At 67.6% G+C, this 2,054-nt stretch carries 3 protein-coding genes and 1 pseudogene; 3 read left to right on the forward strand and 1 reads right to left on the reverse strand.

Annotation, left to right across the window (positions count from 1 at the left end; translation table 11 throughout):
- The 3 genes and pseudogenes from ACMO6A_RS13565 to ACMO6A_RS13575 form a co-directional block, all read left to right on the forward strand.
- Positions 1-283 (forward strand): annotated as a pseudogene (locus ACMO6A_RS13565) (3-dehydroquinate synthase); the annotation flags it as partial.
- 15 nt (positions 284-298) lie between these two features.
- Positions 299-727, forward strand: coding sequence for a type II 3-dehydroquinate dehydratase (gene aroQ / locus ACMO6A_RS13570; protein ID WP_009306668.1), 429 nt, complete (start codon positions 299-301; stop codon positions 725-727).
- Positions 708-1,874, forward strand: a complete 1,167-nt coding sequence (locus tag ACMO6A_RS13575) for a M24 family metallopeptidase (RefSeq protein ID WP_009609341.1) — start codon at positions 708-710, stop codon at positions 1,872-1,874. The genes aroQ and ACMO6A_RS13575 overlap by 20 nt, the downstream gene beginning before the upstream one ends.
- On the opposite strand, the gene ACMO6A_RS13580 is transcribed toward ACMO6A_RS13575, so the two are convergent.
- Positions 1,848-2,054 (reverse strand): hypothetical protein (locus ACMO6A_RS13580; protein WP_418471425.1); only part of this gene is annotated, 207 nt, incomplete at its 5' end. The two genes, ACMO6A_RS13575 and ACMO6A_RS13580, sit on opposite strands and share 27 nt — an antisense overlap.

Below are 2,054 nucleotides of genomic sequence, written 5' to 3' on the forward strand. Positions count from 1 at the left end.
CGAGGGCATGCGCTTCGCCGCGCGCATGGCCGTGTCGCTGGTGGACGCGCCGCTCGATTTGGTCGAGACGCAGGACAGCCTGCTCGACCAGCTGGGCCTGCCCGCCCTCGACTGGTCGGCCGAGCCGGAGGCCATGCTGGAGGCCATGAAGCGCGACAAGAAGGCCCGTCGCGGCCAGGTGCGCTTCGTGCTGCCCCGCGACGTGGGTTCCTGGCAGCTCGCCGACGTCGACGACGCCACCATCCTCGACCACCTGAACGCTTGGGCTCGCTCGAAGGCATAGGGGAGGAAGCCGATTATGAAGAAGATTCTGGTGTTGAACGGGCCGAACCTCAATTTGCTGGGAGTCCGCGAGCCCGACGTGTACGGCACGGTGACGCTTGCCGACATCGAGCGCGAGGTGACGGAATACGCGGCCGAGCGGGGTGCGAGCGTCGACTGCTTCCAAAGCAACCATGAGGGCGCGCTCATCGACAAGTTGCACGAGGCGCGCGGCGCGTACGACGGCATCGTCTACAATCCCGGTGCGCACACGCACTACTCGTACGCGCTGCGCGACGCCGTGTCGTCCATCGACGTGCCCACGGTGGAGGTGCATCTATCCGATATTTCCGCGCGCGAGGAGTTCCGCCGCATCTCGGTCATCGCGCCGGTATGCGTGGCGCAGATCAAGGGCAAGGGCAAAGAGGGCTACAAGGAGGCCGTCGATGTGCTGCTCGCCCGATAGCGCCGCGCTCGCTGCGGCTGCCGGGCCTCGCCTCGATCGTCTCCGCGCCGCCTGCGCCGATGCGGGCATGGGCGCGTTCTTCGTGCGCGACACCTCGAACATCGCCTGGCTCACCGCGTTCGACGGCGTGTTCGACGACGAGGACGCGCACGCGCTGCTGGTCACGCCGCACGATGCCGTGCTGCACACCGACTCGCGCTATAGCGAGGCGGCGCGCGCGGCTGCTGCCCGCGAAGGAGCGGTCGCGGTCGACGACGCACGGGTCACCCACGCGAAGTTCGTCGCCGAAACCTTCGCCGCCCGCCACGTCGACCAGCCGTCGGACGGGGCCGAAGCCATCGCGCTCGGCATCGAGGACTCCATGACGCTCGCCGGCTTTCGCGCGCTCGAAGCCGCCTTCGCGGAGGCTCCCGCGCGTCCGCAGTTGCGCGAAACATCCGACTCCATCGTGAACCTGCGCGCCGTGAAAGACGTGCAGGAGATCGCGCGCATGAAGGCGGCTCAGGTCGTCACCGACGCCGCGTTCGCGCACATCGTGGGGTACATGCGTCCCGGCATGACCGAGCGCGAGGTGCAGATCGAGCTGGAGGACTTCATGCGTCGCCACGGCGCCGAGGGCCTTGCGTTCCCGTCCATCGTAGCCGCGGGCGCGAACGGCGCGAGCCCCCATGCCATTCCTGGCCAGACGGTGCTCGAGGCGGGTCAATGCGTCGTGCTCGATTTCGGCGCACGGGCGCACGGGTACTGCTCGGACATGACGCGCACGGTGTTCCTGGGCCAGCCGTCCCAGAAGATGCGCGATGCCTACGCGGCCATCCGCAGCGCGAACGAGCAGGTGGAAGCCGCGCTCAAGCCGGGCGTGACGGGCAAGGTCATGCACGAGCTGGCCGAGCGCGCGCTCGCGGACGCGGGTTTCGCCGGCAAGATGGGCCACAGCTTGGGCCACGGCGTGGGTATCGACATCCACGAGCAGCCCGCGCTGTCGCCGCGCAACGAGCAGCCCCTCGTGCCGGGTAACGTGGTGACGGTCGAGCCGGGCATCTACCTGCCGGGCGAATTCGGCATGCGCCTGGAAGATTTCGGCGTGATCACGCCCGACGGCTTCGAGGTCTTCACCCGATCAACCCACGATCCGGTGATCCTGTAGCCGGTTCTCCGCCCGGGCGGTGGATTTCTGGGCGCAAAACGGCACCCATGACAATTCAGAGAGCGAAAATCGGGCGGTGAAAGCCTCACGATTTTCGCCATCTGGGCTTTTGCGGGGCCAATGGGGCGCTGCATCCAACAAATGCGTCCGGAAATTGTCATGGGTGCCGTTTTGCGCCCA

This window comes from Eggerthella sp. (genome assembly GCF_048329335.1).
Taxonomy (GTDB): Bacteria; Actinomycetota; Coriobacteriia; order Coriobacteriales; family Eggerthellaceae; genus Eggerthella; species Eggerthella lenta.

Bases quoted from the DNA above. Each gene is read 5' to 3' on its own strand.
- aroQ (WP_009306668.1), top strand. From the start codon at position 299: ATGAAGAAGATTCTGGTGTTGAACGGGCCGAACCTCAATTTGCTGGGA.
- ACMO6A_RS13575 (WP_009609341.1), top strand. From the start codon at position 708: ATGTGCTGCTCGCCCGATAGCGCCGCGCTCGCTGCGGCTGCCGGGCCT.